At 43.2% G+C, this 16,391-nt stretch carries 17 protein-coding genes; all 17 read left to right on the top strand.

The genetic code is table 11. The annotated features are described in order from the left end of the window. Positions 1-2 precede the first annotated feature (2 nt). The 17 genes from fliY (at position 3) to BMW61_RS01975 (ending at position 16,382) form a co-directional block, all read left to right on the top strand. Positions 3-1,277, top strand: a complete 1,275-nt coding sequence (fliY, locus tag BMW61_RS02055) for a flagellar motor switch phosphatase FliY (protein ID WP_022760158.1) — start codon at positions 3-5, stop codon at positions 1,275-1,277. Positions 1,278-1,297: 20 nt separating this feature from the next. Continuing rightward, positions 1,298-1,642, top strand: a complete 345-nt coding sequence (locus BMW61_RS02050) for a flagellar biosynthetic protein FliO (protein WP_022760157.1) — start codon at positions 1,298-1,300, stop codon at positions 1,640-1,642. A gap of 113 nt (positions 1,643-1,755) precedes the next feature. Further along, entirely contained in the window at positions 1,756-2,580 is an 825-nt protein-coding gene (gene fliP, locus BMW61_RS02045; RefSeq protein WP_242876579.1) for a flagellar type III secretion system pore protein FliP, read from the top strand. Between the two features lie 10 nt (positions 2,581-2,590). Beyond that, positions 2,591-2,860: a flagellar biosynthesis protein FliQ gene (fliQ, locus tag BMW61_RS02040; RefSeq protein WP_022760155.1), complete on the top strand. Its 270-nt coding sequence runs from the start codon at positions 2,591-2,593 to the stop codon at positions 2,858-2,860. A gap of 14 nt (positions 2,861-2,874) precedes the next feature. After that, the gene (locus tag BMW61_RS02035; RefSeq protein ID WP_022760154.1) at positions 2,875-3,654 is read left to right on the top strand and encodes a flagellar biosynthetic protein FliR; all 780 of its coding nucleotides are present in this window, start codon (positions 2,875-2,877) and stop codon (positions 3,652-3,654) included. After that, positions 3,641-4,789, top strand: coding sequence for a flagellar biosynthesis protein FlhB (gene flhB, locus BMW61_RS02030; protein ID WP_022760153.1), 1,149 nt, complete (start codon positions 3,641-3,643; stop codon positions 4,787-4,789). Before BMW61_RS02035 ends, flhB begins: the two co-directional genes overlap by 14 nt. Before the next feature lie 157 nt (positions 4,790-4,946). Beyond that, positions 4,947-7,013, top strand: a complete 2,067-nt coding sequence (flhA, locus tag BMW61_RS02025) for a flagellar biosynthesis protein FlhA (RefSeq protein ID WP_091819540.1) — start codon at positions 4,947-4,949, stop codon at positions 7,011-7,013. 1 nt (position 7,014) lies between these two features. Beyond that, positions 7,015-8,319, top strand: coding sequence for a flagellar biosynthesis protein FlhF (flhF, locus tag BMW61_RS02020; protein ID WP_091819539.1), 1,305 nt, complete (start codon positions 7,015-7,017; stop codon positions 8,317-8,319). A 47-nt stretch (positions 8,320-8,366) separates the two neighbouring features. Next, complete coding sequence (locus BMW61_RS02015) at positions 8,367-9,287, top strand: MinD/ParA family protein (RefSeq protein ID WP_022760150.1); 921 nt, start codon at positions 8,367-8,369, stop codon at positions 9,285-9,287. Between the two features lie 24 nt (positions 9,288-9,311). Continuing rightward, positions 9,312-10,034, top strand: a complete 723-nt coding sequence (locus BMW61_RS02010) for a flagellar brake protein (protein ID WP_022760149.1) — start codon at positions 9,312-9,314, stop codon at positions 10,032-10,034. Further along, the gene (locus tag BMW61_RS02005) at positions 10,035-11,108 is read left to right on the top strand and encodes a protein-glutamate methylesterase/protein-glutamine glutaminase (RefSeq protein ID WP_022760148.1); all 1,074 of its coding nucleotides are present in this window, start codon (positions 10,035-10,037) and stop codon (positions 11,106-11,108) included. It abuts the gene before it with no gap. A 59-nt stretch (positions 11,109-11,167) separates the two neighbouring features. Continuing rightward, positions 11,168-13,330 (top strand): chemotaxis protein CheA, encoded by a 2,163-nt coding sequence (locus BMW61_RS02000; protein WP_091819538.1) that lies wholly within the window; start codon positions 11,168-11,170, stop codon positions 13,328-13,330. Between the two features lie 98 nt (positions 13,331-13,428). After that, a complete protein-coding gene (locus BMW61_RS01995) occupies positions 13,429-13,908 on the top strand; it encodes a chemotaxis protein CheW (protein ID WP_022760146.1) in 480 nt (159 codons plus the stop codon). 23 nt (positions 13,909-13,931) lie between these two features. Then, positions 13,932-14,570: a chemotaxis protein CheC gene (locus BMW61_RS01990; protein ID WP_022760145.1), complete on the top strand. Its 639-nt coding sequence runs from the start codon at positions 13,932-13,934 to the stop codon at positions 14,568-14,570. Between the two features lie 12 nt (positions 14,571-14,582). Next, on the top strand, positions 14,583-15,068 hold the full coding sequence (locus tag BMW61_RS01985; protein ID WP_022760144.1) for a chemotaxis protein CheD: 486 nt from the start codon (positions 14,583-14,585) through the stop codon (positions 15,066-15,068). Then, a complete protein-coding gene (locus BMW61_RS01980) occupies positions 15,065-15,592 on the top strand; it encodes a hypothetical protein (protein WP_026497405.1) in 528 nt (175 codons plus the stop codon). Before BMW61_RS01985 ends, BMW61_RS01980 begins: the two co-directional genes overlap by 4 nt. Before the next feature lie 16 nt (positions 15,593-15,608). Further along, on the top strand, positions 15,609-16,382 hold the full coding sequence (locus tag BMW61_RS01975; protein ID WP_022760142.1) for a FliA/WhiG family RNA polymerase sigma factor: 774 nt from the start codon (positions 15,609-15,611) through the stop codon (positions 16,380-16,382). The last annotated feature ends 9 nt before the right edge of the window (positions 16,383-16,391 follow it).

Here is a 16,391-nt window from a genome sequence, read left to right as displayed (position 1 = left end):
GCATGGATGGAATGCTTTCACAGGAAGAAATAAATGCACTGCTCGCCGGTATGGATTCAGGAGGTGGTGATGCCGGTGGCGGAGATGCTCCCGCTGCTGATGCGGGCGGAGATGCTCCTGCTGCAGATGCTCCTTCAGGCGGTGGCGGTGGTTTCGTTGCCGGAGAAATTGATGAGAGTCTTCTGAATGATGAGGAAAAGGATGCGATAGGTGAAGTTGCCAATATCAGTATGGGATCTTCAGCTACAACGCTCTATTCACTTGTTAACCAGAAGGTTAATATCACTACGCCTCAGGTAGAGCTTGCTAACTGGAATACAGTTTTAAATAATTATGAGAAACCCTGTGTATTTATTCAGATTAAGTACACGGTTGGTCTTGAGGGTACTAATATCCTTATCCTCAAGGAGCATGATGTTATGGTTATCACCGATCTTATGATGGGTGGTGACGGAACAAATACTGAGGGTGAGGTTGGGGAACTTCAGCTTTCAGCTATTTCCGAGGCTATGAACCAGATGATGGGTGCTGCGGCAACATCACTTTCTACCATGATTGGTCAGAAAGTCGATATCAGTCCGCCGGAGGCTACCCTGCTTGATATGATCGATGATGATCCAAGTGAGATTTCTGAGTTCCTGACAGGAACCTTCTGCCGCGTTACATTTAAACTGCAGATCGGTGAACTCGTGGATTCGACTCTTATGCAGTTGTATCCTATAGATTTTGCTAAGAGCCTTAAGGATACTATCAGTACCGAAGCACCTGCTGAAGAAGCTGCTCCGGCACCGGCGCCTGCTCCGGCAGCTGCACCCGATATGGGTATGGCACCTGATATGGGCATGGGCGCCGCAGCACCTCAGGGAATGCCTGCAATGGATCCTTCAATGATGCAGGGGATGCAGCCCCAGATGGGTATGCCTCAGATGGGTATGCCTATGATGCCTATGGGTATGCCTATGATGCAGCCTCAGATGATGGGAGCAAATGTTCAGCCTGCTCAGTTCCAGAGCTTTGCGGGTGGTGGCCCCATGATGGCAGCCGGAGAGAATATCGGCCTTATCAAGGACGTTCCGCTTGAGGTTACAGTTGAACTTGGTCGTACAGCTAAGGCAATTTCCGATATCCTTGATTTCGCACCGGGTACCATCATAGAGCTTGAAAAGGTTGCCGGTGAACCTGTAGATGTCCTTGTTAACGGTAAGTTTGTTGCAAAGGGCGAGGTTGTAGTAATCGAGGAAAGCTTCGGCGTACGTGTAACAGAAATAGTTCAGTAATTTTCTGAAAGGTCATAAAAATGAGAGTTTCATCGGTGGCGCAGCTGATTACTGTTCTTATATTGTTTTTTCTGGTCCTGGCTGCGACCTATTATGTAACAAAATGGATTGCGAAATATCAGAAGCAATCCACCTTCACATCAAATATGGAGGTAATGGAGACCTGTAGGATTTCAACTACAAAATATCTTCAGATTGTGAGGGTTGTTAATAAGTATCTGGTAATTTCTGTAAGTAAAGATTCGGTCACTCTTCTGACCGAGCTTTCGGAGGATGAGTATGAACCGCCGGCAGTAAGGGGTTCAGAACCTGTTGATTTTGCCAAGGAATTTGATAAAGTTTTAGAGCGGTTTAAGAAGAAGTAAAAGGTATGAAAAATTTTCGGGGAGTATTTGATTTAAAGCCATTATTGAGGAAAGGCATTTCTTTGTTATGCCTTTCTTTCGTTATGGCTTTTTGTATTTTTAACAGTGGGTCTGTGACTATATATGCATCAACCTCTTACATAGATGATACGCATCCTACAGATCCGACTGTTGACAGGGAGACTAATCTTACGGGGACGGACGGAGAGAGGACGAATATAACTGAGCCGGGTTCCGCTAAGGATGCAGACGACCTTAAAGAACTCAATATCGCAAATACTGTCACTGTAACCTATGATAACGGAAACGGGACTATAAACGGTGCGCTTCGTATCCTTATTACCCTGACACTTATCTCGCTAGCACCGCTTCTTCTTATCATGATGACCTGTTTCACCAGAATCATCATAGTGCTTCACTTTACGAGAACGGCTATTGCCACGCAGACATCACCGCCCAACCAGGTTCTCCTCGGACTTGCTCTTTTTCTTACATTTTTCATTATGCAGCCGACTCTTAAGGAGGTGTATGACACCGCAGTTGTTCCTTTTGACAAGGGAGAAATAGAGCAGCAGGAGTTTTTGGATACAGCTATGATCCCTTTCAGGAATTTTATGTATGGCCAGACTCAGACTAAGGATGTTCGCCTTTTCATGGAAATTGATGATATTGAATGGGATGGGGAACTGGACAGTATTCCCAATGCGGTTTTGGTTCCGAGTTTCCTTATCAGTGAACTCAGGACAGCTTTTATCATCGGCTTTTTGATTTATATTCCGTTCATAGTAATAGATATGGTTGTATCATCGGTACTTATGAGTATGGGTATGATGATGTTGCCGCCGACAACTATTTCCATGCCGTTCAAGATTCTGCTGTTTGTACTTGCGGATGGCTGGAATCTGATAATCGGAAGCCTTGTGAAGACGTTCTATTAAGGAGGTAACTATGACAGTAGATGATGTAACTGCCATCATGAGTAACGGTTTATTCATGGTTATAAAAATAGCGGTGCCGGTTCTTCTGGTATCCCTCATAGTTGGTCTCTCTGTTTCGATTTTCCAGACTGTTACGTCCATTCAGGATCAGACTCTGACATTTGTGCCAAAGATAATTATTACTTTTTTGGCGCTTATGCTTCTCGGAAACTGGATGCTTACTGAGCTGTCCAACTATGTAGTAAAAATTTGGTCAGATTTTTCTCTGTACATTCATTAGCGGAGGATGATGACTTGATAGATTTCACATTCACCTATGGTGACCTTGAGATATTTCTGCTAATACTTGTGAGGGTGACAATGTTTGTTTATATTGCGCCCTTTTTTAGTATGAATAATACACCGCACCGGGTAAAAATCTGTTTTTCGGTATTCCTGTCTTTTCTTTTATATGGCCTTGCACCTGTGAATACCCTCGAGTATAACACGGTATTAGGCTACACCATAATTGTCCTGAAGGAGTTCTTTACGGGACTTATAATAGGTTACTCGGCACAGATATGTACTTTGATAGCTTCGCTTGCAGGACAGGTTGCCGATATGCAGGTCGGACTTTCGATGGTACAGGTAATGAGTCCTAATTCAAGAGAGCAGGTGCCTGTCTCGGCAGGTCTTTACCAGTATTCATTTCTTGCAATGATGCTTGTGAGCGGTTTGTACAGATACTTTGTTTCGGCTCTTGCGGATTCATTTTTGCTGATACCGGTTAACGGAGCGATATTCAATTCGGATAAGCTTCTTAACTCAATGATAAAGTTTTTGAGTGCGTATATGATCATCGGTTTTCGCATATGTCTTCCGATTTTTATTGTCACATTCATGATGAACGTTATTTTGGGTGTGCTCGCAAGAGTTGCACCTCAGATGAACATGTTTGCTGTTGGTATGCAGCTCAAGCTTATCGTTGGACTGCTTATTATGTATATAACCAGTACGTTGCTTTACAATGCGTCGGATTTCATATTTTCCAATATGCGACAAATGATCACGGAGTTTATAAATGACCTTATGTGAGGAGTTTGGACAACTTAATAATGGCCTTATGATCTCTTATGATTTGCAGTTTTTTGCGGATGGTCCCGGCGGTGAAAAAACCGAGGAACCCACAGCAAAAAAGTTGCAGGATGCCAGAAATGAAGGACAGGTTGCTAACAGCCGAGAGGTTGGAAATGCGGCAGGTCTTCTTGCGCTTTTTATTATGATCAGGCTTCTTTACGGATATATGGGGAATAATTTTTCGGGAATGTTCAAGTATGTATATACTCAGATTCCAGACATTATAATAATGCATTCCGGAAATACTCCGTTTCAGAATATTACAGCAGTGATGAAACATGCGGTAATTATCATGTTTCTTACGGCACTGCCTTTTTTTGCTGCAGCTCTACTTATCGGACTTGTGTCTAATGTTGCTCAGGTTGGATGGAAGGTGACAAGTAAGCCTCTTCAGCCCAAACTTAGTAAACTTAATCCGATAAATGGTTTTAAGAAGATTTTTTCTTCGAGATCTTTATTTGAACTTTTTAAATCAATTGCCAAAATAGCTATAATAAGCTTTGTTGTATATAACTATTTTACAGGTGTCACAGCGTCGCTTTTTACACTCTATGATATGCCTTTAAAACAGGCCATTGGTCTTATGGGATCGATGGTTATCGATGTTGGAATAAGGATTGCTGCGATTTATGTAATTATCGCGGCGGCAGATGTTGTCTTCCAGCGAAGGAAATTCAAGAAAGATATGAGAATGACCAAGCAGGAAGTAAAAGATGAATATAAGAATACAGAAGGAGATCCTCAGATCAAGGGACAGCAGCGTCGCCGAATGATGCAGGCTTCACAGCGTCGAATGATGCAGGAGCTTCCTCAGGCAGATGTTGTCATCACAAACCCTACTCATTATGCTGTTGCGATTTCTTATGATGCTGATCTTTACGATGCACCTAAGGTTGTAGCAAAGGGTGAGGATTATCTGGCTCAGAGAATCAAAGATGTTGCCAAGGAACATGGCATAGAAATAGTTGAAAATAAGCCTCTTGCCCGTATGCTTTATGCAAATGTGGAAGTCGGAGAGTTTGTCCCGCCGGAGCTGTATCAGGCAGTTGCTGAGGTTCTGGCATTTGTATATCACCTGCAGGGAAAAGTGTAATTACTTAGCGAGGTATTTTCGAGTCTGGTGAGATGTCATACAGAGTAGAGCAGAACTTCCTCTAAACTTGTGTCCCATTTTTCTCTTGAACACAATATATGGTATGCGCTATACTAATTATGTATAATTATGAAAAAATGGGGAAAGGGGGATAATCATGAATTCAGGCTTGCTTGAAACAATAAGAAAGCGTGCTTTTGATTATGGAGTAGCGCTTTATTTTGTTGCAGCTATTATGATGCTCATTATCCCTATTCCTACGTGGCTGATGGATACGCTTCTGGCGATGGATTTGTCACTTTCTTTTGTGATACTTTTTACAGCCATGTTTTCCAAGGAAGTACTGGATATGTCATTCTTCCCGACTATCCTTTTGTTCACCACAATTTTCCGTATTGCACTTAACGTATCATCTACGCGTCTTATACTCACTGGAGGAGATGCCGGAAGGGTTATTGAGGTATTCGGATCTTTCGTAGGAGCCGGAGATCTTATCATTGGTGCGATTGTGTACGGAATGCTTATTCTTGTTCAGTTCATGGTTATCAACAAAGGTTCTGAGCGTGTCGCTGAAGTATCGGCTCGATTCACACTGGATGCTATGCCCGGTAAACAGATGGCTATTGATGCCGATCTTAACACGGGAGCTATCACAGATCAGGAAGCAAAAGAGAGACGTGAGAAGATCCAGAATGAAGCGAGTTTCTTTGGAGCAATGGACGGTGCTACGAAGTATGTAAAAGGAGACTCGGTTGCAGGACTTATTATCACCATAGTAAATATTGTCGGTGGTATCCTGATGGGTGTACTCAGGCAGGGGATGCCTGTAACGGATGCACTTGATAAATATTCCATCCTTACAATGGGTGACGGACTTGTAAGTTCCATACCTTCACTTCTTGTGTCGCTAAGCACAGGTATTCTTGTTACAAAAGGCGGCAAGGAAGCAGACTTTGGACCTGCTCTTATTGGGCAGCTCTTTTCCATGTCCAAGACATTGTATCTGGTTGGCGGCGTAGTGGCTGCTCTGGGCGTATTTACACCGCTTCCTAATATTTTGTATATACCGCTCGGAGGCCTTATAGCGGGACTGGGTTTCCTTATGGACAGAGAATCGAAGATTGGTGCGACTGAGGAAGAGGTTATGGCTGAAGAGGAGCAACAGGCTGAGGAAATCAGGCAGCCTGAAAATGTTACAAGTCTTCTTCAGGTTGATCCTATAGAGCTTGAATTCGGATACGGCATTATCCCACTTGCTGATGTAAATCAGGGTGGTGACCTTCTTGACCGAGTTGTTATGATACGTAGACAGATTGCGCTTGAGCTTGGTACTGTGGTGCCGATTATTCGTCTTCGTGATAATATTCAGCTCAATCCCAATCAGTATATTATTAAGATTAAGGGCATTCAGGTAAGTGATGGCGAGATTCTGTTCGACCACTATATGGCGATGAACCCCGGTAACGTCGAGGAGGAAATAACGGGTATTCCTACCTTTGAGCCTTCATTCCATCTGCCTGCAACCTGGATAACAGAGAGCCAGAGAGAGCGTGCGGAATCGCTCGGTTATACCGTAGTAGATCCTCCTTCAATCATTGCTACTCATCTGACGGAGGTTATCAGAAACCATATTGCAGAGCTTCTCACAAGACAGGATGTTCAGAATCTTGTTAACAATCTGCAGGAGAACAATCCTGCACTTGTTGATGAACTTGTACCTAAGCTCATGAGCCTCGGCGAGATTGAAAAGGTTCTTCAGAATCTTCTCTCAGAGGGTATTTCAATAAGAGATCTCGTTACAATATTCGAGACTCTGGCGGATTACGCTCCATCAACTCATGACAGTGATATTCTGACCGAATATGTGAGACAGAGCCTTAGAAGGGCAATCTCCAACAAGTACTTCTATCCAGGTGAAACTACAAGTGTTATAACACTTGATCCGAAGATAGAGCAGGAGATAATGCAATCAGTCAAGCAGACAGAGACAGGTGCTTATCTTACTCTTGATCCCACCAGAACCAAGGCAATACTCAAGTCTGTCGGTGAGCAGGCTAAAAAGCTTGAGGATGCCGGAATGATACCCATTATCATGACATCACCGATAGTTCGAATGTACTTTAAGAAGATGACGGAAGATTATTATAAGGACCTTATTGTTCTTTCATACAACGAAGTGGAACCTAATGTTGAAATGCAGTCTGTAGGAATGGTAGCGGCATAAAATGATTATTAAAAAATTTACCGGAAAAACTGAATCGGATGCTACAGAAATTGCAAAGAAGGAGCTGGGAGACAACATTGTAATAATGAATGTCAGACCGGTTAAAAAGAGTGGCTTTTTCTCTATTTTTGCGCCTTCAAGAATAGAGGTTACGGTAGCACTGGAAGACGAACCATCAAAGGTAACAAGGTCTGTTAAACCTGCAAAGGATTCAAAAACAGTAAGACCAAGTAAGCCCGCATCGATGGCAGACAAACTGTTAAAGGCCCAGGCAGACGGAGAGATTCCTCCGTTAAAAGTTTCTTCAGCTTCTCAGTCCCCTGCAACTCAGAAACGTGAGCCGGTAAAGGAACATGTCTTGCAGGAGGAGAGCAGCGCAATCGAGGAAAAACTGGACAGTCTTCATAACCTTCTTGAGCAAAATCTCAAAAACGAGAAGGATGATGTGAAAACAGACCTGTATTCTGAGGAACAGTCGGATATACATGAGGAAAAGAACACTGTATCGGAAGAGACACTTTCATTTGTTCGTGTACTATACAATACTCTGATAGAAAATGAGGTTGATGAGATTTATGCAAATCAGCTTACCGATGAGGTTGAAAAGGTAAGTAAACCCAATATTCCGATGGAATATGTTCTTGCCAATGTTTATCAGAAAATGGTACTTAAATTTGGACCGGCCAGCAGAATCAAGGAGAGCCAGGATGGTCCGATAGCTGAGATTTTCATAGGTCCCACCGGCGTAGGTAAGACTACAACAATTGCGAAACTGGCTTCGGATCTATGCATAAACAGAAAGAAGAAGGTAGCACTGCTGACAGTTGATACCTACAGAATTGCTGCCGCTGAGCAGCTTCGTACTTATGCGACCATTATGGATATTCCCTTCAGAGTTATTTATTCTGTTGAAGAGATGAAGCAGGCAGCTGAAGATTTCAAGGATTATGATTATCTCATGGTTGATACGGCAGGCCACAGCCTTCATAACGAAGAGCAGAAGATGACAATGATAGGTTTTATAAATGCACTTGAAGAATGCGTAGAAACCGAAAACTATCTCGTACTTTCCGCAACAACCAAATACAGGGATCTTATTGAGATAGCTGACGGATATTCGGAGCTCGTGAAATATAAACTGATTTTCACCAAGATGGACGAGACAAGCTCAGCCGGAAATCTGTACAATATACATATGCACACGGGGGCACCTATGTCATATATAACTAACGGGCAGAACGTTCCGAGCGATATTGCCGTCTTTGATGCACAGAGAAGTGTTAAGGGGCTTCTTGGCGGAAAATAGTAGATGATTTTTGCATATTTTGATAGAATAGAAACAGGATTATTTTTATGGATCAGGCACAACAGCTAAGAGAAATTATAAAAGCAGAACATGCCCCCCAGAGACCCCTCGCCAGAATCATAACGGTTACGAGCGGTAAGGGAGGCGTAGGAAAATCAAATGTTTCAATAAATCTGGCGATACAGTTTAGAAGAATGGGACAGAGAGTCATCATTCTTGACGCGGATTTCGGTCTTGCCAATATAGAGATTATGTTTGGAACCGTGCCCAAACATAATCTTAGCGATTTGATTTACCAGCATAAGAATATAAAGGACATTATTACCTGGGGGCCCGAAGGAGTCGGATTTATATCCGGAGGATCGGGAATCTCGGGTATGTATAATCTGGAAAGAAAATACCTGGTTGATATTATCGTTAATCTTGCTGAGCTCGATGCTATTGCAGATACAATAATAATTGACACCGGTGCGGGTATTTCGAGTGCAGTTATGGAGTTCCTCGTAGCAAGTGGTGAAATAATACTTGTTACCACTCCGGAACCCACATCGATAACGGATTCGTATTCTCTGCTTAAGGCATTAAACCAGCAGGAGAGATTTTCCAGAGACAATACGATGATTAAAGTTGTTTCCAACAGGGTTAATTCCGCAGAGGAGGGACAACAGTTATTTAATAAATTAAATGCTGTAGTTGCCAGATATTTAAAGCTTCCGCTTGCATATCTGGGAGCTATTCCACAGGATCAGATGTTGGCTCGCGGTGTTATGCAGCAATCGCCGGTTTCAATACAGTATCCTAATTCAAAGTCAGCCAAATCTTTTGAAAAGATTGCAGCTGATCTTGTGAAGAAAACGGAGAGTGAAAAATATAAGCCAAGGGGTATGGCAGCGTTTTTTTCACATATTATTACAGGTCGCAAATTGAATTCGGAGAAAAATACCGGAGACAAAGCATCCGGTCAATAAATAAAAGGTAAGAGGGGTACCTGTATGCTTGCGGACTATATTGCGCCAGGCAACAAAATTGAACTGAAGGCCATCGGGAAGGTCTGGATGGACGATGACAGCCGCACGAAGAAAATTCACCTAAGCAAGATTACCGATGTTTTGTCAGAGGACAGAATTGAAGTACTCATGCCGATGGACAAGGGAAAGTTGGTATTACTTCCCGTGGACGGTGAATATAGTTTGTGCTTTTACAGCTCAAGGGGACTATTCCAGTGTTACGGAAGAATCATAGACAGATATCGAAGTAACAATGTCTATATTCTGGTCCTTGATCTTCTGAGCAACCTTCAGAGGTTACAGAGAAGAGAATACTACAGATTTAGTTGTGCGTTGGAACTGAGGTCGAGGATATTCTCTGAGGAGGAAGTGGAAGCTATAAGACGAAATTGGGGACTTCTGCTTGGGACGAATAAGCCTCTTCAGCGAAGTGTAATAGTGGATATCAGCGGCGGTGGTTTACGATTTGTCGCTAATTTCCAATATGAAGAGGGCAGTACGATTTACTGCTCATATCGCTTACCCGGAAACATTAATAATGTGGAGTACGAGATGGTGTGCACCGTACTTCGGGTACAGGAACTCGAAAACAGGCCGGGACTGTATGAGCACCGCATACAGTACAGCTACATTGACGAAACTTCCAGAGAAGATATCATACATTTTATCTTTGAGGAAGAACGAAAAATTAGAAAGAAGCAAAACTAAATGTCGAAAAAAATTTTATTAGTTGATGACTCTGCACTCATGAGAACCGTACTTAGTGATATAGTTAATTCAGATTCAAGATTTCAGGTTGTAGATAAGGCTAAAGACGGAGTTGAAGCCCTTGAGCTGCTGAAGAAAAATTCATATGATGCATGTATTCTTGATATCAACATGCCTCGCATGGACGGAATTACGTTACTCAAGGAGATTAACAAAAATAAAATAAGGGTGAAAGTTATGATGTGTTCCACAGATACTAAGGAAGGGGCGAAGGTTACCCTCGACTGTTTGGAACTCGGCGCCCTTGATTTTATTCACAAACCGGATCGCGCCTCGGATTGCCGCGGCGATGATTTCACTACGACGCTTACAAGAACTCTCGCAGCAGTTTGCGATTCAAAAGCGCCGGTTAGTGCGAAGGCTTTTTCGATTGATGAAATCAAAGCCTCTCGTAAGATGGTGGATATTGTCGCTAAGCATGCAGACAAGGTCACAGGTAATCGTATCGTTGCGATTGCAAGTTCTACGGGTGGGCCTCGTGCGCTTCAGGCGGTTATTCCCAAACTTCCCAAAAATCTTAAAACACCGGTTGTACTTGTACAGCACATGCCGGAAGGCTTTACAGCATCCCTTGCTGAGAGACTTAATTCCTTATCTGAGGTTACGGTTAAGGAAGCAGCTGAAGGAGATGTTCTTCAGGCCGGCACTGTCTATATCGCGAGAGGCGGAAAGCATATGCATGTATTGACCTCCGGTGGAAAGCACACCATTCACTATGTGGACGGTCCCACAAGAGAAGGTGTAAGACCATGTGCAAACTTTATGTATGAGTCACTTATGGATTCCGATTACGACTCAATTTGTTGCGTGGTACTCACCGGAATGGGTGCTGACGGTACTGAGGGAATTAAAAATCTGAAATCGGTTAAGAAGGTACATGTCATTGGTCAGGATGAAGCATCCTGCACAGTTTATGGCATGCCTAAGGCATTGGCAACAGCTGGTCTCGTTAATCAGGTCGTTACGCTTGATGACGTAGCCCAGGAAATCATTATGAACGTAGGTGTTCGATGACTAGCTTTTCCTGATTTCTGACACCTGCGTGAGGGTTTTCTTATGGAGGTAAAGGGATTATGGATGTTTCTCAGTATCTAGGCGTCTTTCTCGACGAAGCAAAGGAGCATCTGCAAACACTGAATGACAGCATCATGCAGTTGGAGCAGGATCCGGAGAACGAGGATTGTATTAATGAAATTTTCCGTTCTGCGCATTCTATGAAAGGAATGGCAGGTACCATGGGTTATAAGAACATGCAGAATCTTACCCATGATATGGAAGATGTATTTTCTGATGTGCGTAACGGCACACTCAAAATCGATTCAAGCATGATCGACACTTTGTTCCAGTGTCTGGATGCAATACAGGCTTATGTGGATAATATCACAGAGTCACAGGACGAAGGAACTGAGGAAAATGCTAATATTATCAAGGCTTTGGCTGATATCAGAGCTGGAGCATCAGGCGGAGGAGCAGCACCCGCAGCGCCCGCAGCAGAAGCGGCACCTGCAGCAGAAGCAGCACCTGCAGCAGCGCCCGCAGCAGCACCTGCAGCAGGAGGACCTGCACCCGATGCTGATCCTACAAAGGACTACAGAGCTATAAAGATTGATCCTGACACCAAGGGCAATTTGGAAGATATGAAGAGTCAGGGCAAAAAGCTTTATGGCCTTAATGTTAAGATACAGGAGAGCTGCATTCTTAAGGCAGCCAGAGCATTCCTCGTGTTTAAGGGAATAGAGGATATCGGTGAGCTTGTTGTTTCCGAGCCTTCTACCCAGGATATTGAGGATGAAAAGTTTGAATTCAATTTTAGTCTAATCATTTCTACAGACGAAGAAGATAAGGAAAAAATCAAAGAAATAGTAAAGAGCGTTTCTGAAATTGAGGACTGCGAGATAGGTGATTATGATCCTAATGCAGCAGCCAGCACGGAGGAAGCAGCTCCCGCAGCAGCACCTGCAGCCGCAGCAACACCTGCACCCGCAGCAGCTGCTCCTGCAGCACCCGCAGCGCCTGCAGCTAAGCCTGCAGAGAAGGCACCGGCTAAGGATGCCGGAGGCAAGAAGCCTGTTGGTAAGCCTGTTGTTAACCGCACAGTTCGTGTTGATATCGATAAACTGGATGTCCTCATGAACCTGGTAAGTGAGCTTATCATTGCGAAGAACTCTTTGATATCTGCCGCAAATTCAGCAGGAATTGTAAGTGGCAATGTAAACGAGCAGATAGAATATCTGGAAAGCGTTACTACCAATCTTCATGAATCTGTCATGAAAGTCCGAATGGTACCTATCGAGAGCGTACTCCAGAAATTCCCTCGTATGATTAGAGATCTTAATAAGCAGCTTGGCAAGACAATGGAACTGACCATGACAGGTGAAGATACTGAAATGGACAGAACCGTGGTTGATGAAATCGGTGATCCTCTGATGCACTTGTTGCGTAACAGTGCCGATCACGGTATTGAGTCCGCAGAACTTCGTGCCGAGAGAGGAAAGACCGAAGAAGGTCATATTTTCCTGCATGCGTTCCAGGATGGTAACAGCGTAGTTATCGAAGTTGGTGACGATGGTAACGGTATCGATGCTGAAATAGTTAAGAACAAAGCTATTGAGAAAGGTATCGTAACACCTGAGGAAGCAGCTTCACTTACAGAGCAGCAGTGCGTGGATTTCCTTTTCCATCCCGGATTCTCCACAGCAAAGCAGGTTACTGAAGTATCAGGACGTGGCGTAGGTCTTGACGTTGTTAAGTCAAAGATTGAGTCCCTATCCGGTGAAGTAAGTGTTAAGACAAAGCTTGGAGAAGGAAGTACCTGGCAGATCAGACTGCCTCTGACACTTGCTATCATTCAGGCTCTGATGGTTGTAGTTGGCGGTGAGAAATATGCAATTCCGCTTGATTCAATTCAGAGTATTGAGGACGTTGCTCCGACCGACATTAAAACAGTTGAGAATAAGGAGGTTATTAATCTTCGCGGAAGTGTAACTCCTATTATTCGTGTAAGCAGAGCTCTTGAAACAGAGAGCACGAAGAATGAGGATGAAGATCTTGTTGTTGTTATCACAAGAAAAGGTGATCAGCAGTTTGGTCTTGTAATTGATGAACTCATGGGACAGCAGGAAATTGTTATCAAGCCTCTTGGCAGATACATGAATAAGTGCCGTATGATAAGTGGCGCAACAATACTTGGTGATGGCGAGATAGCTCTGATCCTGGATACAAATCAGTTAGCATAAAAGTAATCACTTAGCGAGATTTTTTCGAGCTTAGTGTACTACTTTGTTCTGGCGAGCAAAGCGAGAGCAGAACTTCCGATTGAAGAAAGGATAATATTATGAATGAATTAAGAGATACTCAGGATGTCGGCGAACTGATTCAGTATATTATCATCAGGCTTGGCGACGAACAGTATGGAATAGATATCAAATATATTGATAACATTGTACGTATGCAGCAGATCACAAGGGTTCCGCAGGTAGCGCATTACCTTAAGGGCGTTATCAACATTCGTGGTGTCATTGTTCCTGTAATGAGCCTCAGACTCAAGATGGATATGGAACCGGATGAGATAACGGACAAGAGCAGAATAATCATTCTTAAGGCTGAGGAAGATACTCTTATTGGAATTATTGTAGATCAGGTTAATCAGGTTCTTACTCTTGGAAGTAAGAGCATTGAAAAGGTAACCTACAGTGCCGATAAGGGCAAAAAGCTTAACAGTTTCATAAGCGGTGTTGGAAAATATGAAGGTGGGCTTGTCTCCATTCTTGATCTTGGAATGGTAGAGATGGAAGATGACAAGGCTAAGGCTTAAGAGTATTTGAAGGAGGAAGACCTTTGAGTGAAATGAGTTTGGAGAATCTGTCCAGCCAGTATTTTGATGTCTTAAAAGAGCTGGGCAACATCGGCGCAGGAAATGCTACAACAGCTCTTGCACAGATGCTTAATACTAAGGTTGATATGTCTGTACCACAGGTAAGACTTCTTGATTTTAAGGACGTCGGAGACCTGATGGGTGGTGCTGAACAGATTATGACAGGCATTTATCTGAGCGTTGAAGGGGACATTAATGGAAGTATTATGTTCCTTCTGGGTATGAAAGCAGCCAGACATCTTGTTAATATGCTTATGGGTATTAAAGACAAGGACGAAACAGTTCCTTTTGATGATACGGAGCTTTCAGCAATCAAGGAAGTGGGTAACATTATTACAGGCTCTTATCTGAATTCACTTTCCATGATTACTAATCTTAAGTTGCTGCCTTCAGTACCGTTTATTGCCATTGATATGGCGGGAGCAATACTTTCTGTGCCTGCTATTGAGTTCGGTATGATGGGTGACAAGATTCTTCTTATTGAGACAAGCTTTTTTGACACCGAGACACTGAGCGGATATTTCATTCTTCTGCCTGATATGGATGGTTACAGCAAGATACTTTCATCTCTTGGAATGGGAGATGTCACAATTAGTGGATAAGGAGCTAAGTGAATGAGTCAAATTATCAAGGTTGGTATGGCCGATCTTAATATTTGCGTCTCTCCTGACGGTATCACGACACTTGGACTTGGCTCCTGTGTAGGGATTGCTGTAAGGGATCCGGTAACGAAAATTGGCGGTTTGGCACATATTATGCTACCTGATTCTAAAGAAATAAAAAACAATTCCAATATTCCGAAATTTGCGGATACAGGAATTGATGAACTTATTAAGCAGGTAGTGGCTAAAGGTGCCAATAAATCACGCCTTGTGGCAAAGATAGCCGGTGGCGCCCAGATGTTTGCGTTTAATTCCGGCAATGCTACCATGCGTGTGGGAGAACGAAATGTAGCAGCTACGATTAAAAAACTAAAAGAACTGGGTATTCCTATTTTGGCGCAGGATACCGGAGATTCTTACGGACGTACTGTTATTTTCTATCCAGAGAACGGCAACTTTGTCATTAGAGCAGTAGGAAAACCGGAAAAGACGATATGAGTGCTGAAGAGATTACTGAAGAGAAAATAGTAGAGGCCAGCGAAGAAAAGCCGGAAGAGAAGAAAAAAGAAAGAAAATTTCATAAGGAGACAAGGGTTATTACCGAAGCTCCTAAGACCAGACTTATTACCGCTTTCGTTATGCTGCTTGGAGGTGGATTCATGGCGATATTCACACTTCTGCAGCATTACGAAATCGGAGCCTGGATTAAAACTCTTCTTTTATCATTGGCTGTTTTTTTTGTGGTTGGTAGATTTTTTGAGCTGATTGTCAGTCATTTTGACAATTTGAACAGAGCCAAAGAAGATGCAATTCTTGTTCAGGAAGAGGCTATAGCTCAAAGAGAAGCCGATGAACTTGCTGCTGCCGAAGCTGAGGCGCAGGCCGAAGCTGAGAGGCTGGCTGCTGAAGAGGCTGCTGCTTTGGCAGATGAAGAAACAGAAAACCAAAATACACCGAATGAGTATAATCCATTCGGAGAAAGCGATGATTTCGTAGTCGGGGAAGACTTTTCGGAATTTTGACAGGGACTGTTAGCTTATGGATGAGACTGGAAGAAGTAAGCTTTGGAATGAATATCATAAGAATAAAGCACCTGAACTTAGAGAGAAGCTTATTTTGGAGTATGCTCCGCTTGTGAAACTGGTGGCGGGGCGACTTTCCATGTACCTTGGCTTCAACGTTGAGTATGACGACCTTGTTGGGTATGGTATTTTTGGTCTGATTGACGCCATAGATAAGTTTGACCTTATGAAGGATGTCAAATTTGAAACCTATGCAAGCGTCCGTATAAGAGGTGCGATTCTTGATCAGATAAGGAAGATGGACTGGATTCCCAGAACCATCCGCCAGAAGCAGAAAAAAATTGAGGCGGCGATACATGAGATCGAAAAAGAACAGGGGCATCCTGCGACTGATACGGAGATAGCTTCGAAACTCGGTATTTCCGATGATGAGTATGTAAACTGGCAGAATCAGATGAAGGTTACCGGTGTTGTTTCTCTGAATGAATTTATGGAACAGGGAAGCGATGTTCCGGAGGATACCAATAATCTTGCCTCGAGTTTTGAAAAACCCGAGGAAGCAATTGAAAAAGAAGAACTTAAGAAGATGCTTGCCGAAAGTCTGGCTCTTCTTACCGATAAAGAGAAGAAAGTTATTCTTTTATATTATTACGAAGAACTGACACTAAAGGAAATAAGCAATGTGCTTGAGGTTTCCGAGTCCAGAGTTTCACAGTTGCACACGAGAGCTCTGCAAAAAATGAGAGAAAAACTCGGAAAGTACATGGGCATACTTACACAACTTGGCTAAAGGGGCTAA

Origin of the sequence: Butyrivibrio sp. ob235, from assembly GCF_900109475.1 — a bacterium.
Taxonomy (GTDB): Bacteria; Bacillota; Clostridia; order Lachnospirales; family Lachnospiraceae; genus Butyrivibrio.
Note: the sequence above shows the minus strand (reverse complement) of the source record. Positions and strands in the feature narration are given on the sequence as shown.

Bases quoted from the DNA above. Each gene is read 5' to 3' on its own strand.
- fliY (WP_022760158.1), top strand. From the start codon at position 3: ATGGATGGAATGCTTTCACAGGAAGAAATAAATGCACTGCTCGCCGGT.
- BMW61_RS02050 (WP_022760157.1), top strand. From the start codon at position 1,298: ATGAGAGTTTCATCGGTGGCGCAGCTGATTACTGTTCTTATATTGTTT.
- fliQ (WP_022760155.1), top strand. From the start codon at position 2,591: ATGACAGTAGATGATGTAACTGCCATCATGAGTAACGGTTTATTCATG.
- flhB (WP_022760153.1), top strand. From the start codon at position 3,641: ATGACCTTATGTGAGGAGTTTGGACAACTTAATAATGGCCTTATGATC.
- flhA (WP_091819540.1), top strand. From the start codon at position 4,947: ATGAATTCAGGCTTGCTTGAAACAATAAGAAAGCGTGCTTTTGATTAT.
- flhF (WP_091819539.1), top strand. From the start codon at position 7,015: ATGATTATTAAAAAATTTACCGGAAAAACTGAATCGGATGCTACAGAA.
- BMW61_RS02015 (WP_022760150.1), top strand. From the start codon at position 8,367: ATGGATCAGGCACAACAGCTAAGAGAAATTATAAAAGCAGAACATGCC.
- BMW61_RS02010 (WP_022760149.1), top strand. From the start codon at position 9,312: ATGCTTGCGGACTATATTGCGCCAGGCAACAAAATTGAACTGAAGGCC.
- BMW61_RS02005 (WP_022760148.1), top strand. From the start codon at position 10,035: ATGTCGAAAAAAATTTTATTAGTTGATGACTCTGCACTCATGAGAACC.
- BMW61_RS02000 (WP_091819538.1), top strand. From the start codon at position 11,168: ATGGATGTTTCTCAGTATCTAGGCGTCTTTCTCGACGAAGCAAAGGAG.
- BMW61_RS01995 (WP_022760146.1), top strand. From the start codon at position 13,429: ATGAATGAATTAAGAGATACTCAGGATGTCGGCGAACTGATTCAGTAT.
- BMW61_RS01985 (WP_022760144.1), top strand. From the start codon at position 14,583: ATGAGTCAAATTATCAAGGTTGGTATGGCCGATCTTAATATTTGCGTC.
- BMW61_RS01980 (WP_026497405.1), top strand. From the start codon at position 15,065: ATGAGTGCTGAAGAGATTACTGAAGAGAAAATAGTAGAGGCCAGCGAA.
- BMW61_RS01975 (WP_022760142.1), top strand. From the start codon at position 15,609: ATGGATGAGACTGGAAGAAGTAAGCTTTGGAATGAATATCATAAGAAT.